Source organism: Psychrobacter sp. CX21 (genome assembly GCF_057396255.1).
In genome coordinates this window covers 1-909 of record NZ_JBXYJG010000045.1, presented here as the reverse complement: position 1 = coordinate 909, position 909 = coordinate 1, and the positions used below count along the sequence as shown (strand labels likewise).

Here is a 909-nt window from a genome sequence, read left to right as displayed (position 1 = left end):
TGGATTAACTACCTCGCCTGCATCACCGTTAGCTTGTACGGTAAATCCTGAACTATTAATAGCATCAGCCACACTACCTGCAGTGATTAGCGTGTTTTCATCACCGCCAGTCGGGGTAACTATTGAGCCATTTGAGTCAGGCGTTAAGGTTGTGGTATTAGCAGTAATGTTCCCATCAGCATCTTTAATGATGGTGGTGCCATCAGTATTGACGGATACATCGAAGATAGTTGCACCATCTGCGTTTGTGCCCGAGCTATCAACCGTGATAGAACCATCATCAGAGGTAACTTCTTCTTGTGAGGCCGCTGCCGCTTGTTGCAACTGGTCTTCAGTAGCAGCTTGTCCGCTAACAATGTTGGCTGGGTCATAGGTGGTGTTGGTGAGTCCGCCTACGGTACCAGCGTCACCATTGATGGTCACAGGGTTGGCTGTACCGACGGTGATGCTGTTTGCTAAGCCAAAGTCGATTTGGTTGTCAGTCACTGTGGTAACGATGTTGCCATCTGTACTGGTGTAGGTGACTGTTTCACTTAGTTGTACATTGTCCTCAGTACCGTTGTCTGCCGCTATATTAAAACCTTCGGCAACCGCGTCATTGGTCTCGGTCAATTGACTAACATTGACTGCGTCATTCGGGTTTGTGCCCGCAGCAACACCCGTGATTGCGGTGTCGCCGGCATCAATACCATCTGTATTATCGATGGTGACAGGACCCACTGTGACACTGTCAAAAACAACATCTTTAGCAGTAGCGACTGTGAACTCAGTACCATCACGAGTAATCTCTATATTGTCGCCATTAACGAAGTTAACGTCATCACCAGGATTAACAACCTCTCCTGAATCACCGTTAGCTTGTACGGTAAATCCTGAACTATTAATAGCGTCAGCAATGTCTCCGGCTGT

General features: G+C 47.6%; 1 pseudogene. It reads right to left on the bottom strand.

The window, feature by feature from the left end:
• A pseudogene (locus AC2SLP_RS11985) lies at positions 1-909 on the bottom strand (hypothetical protein); the annotation flags it as partial.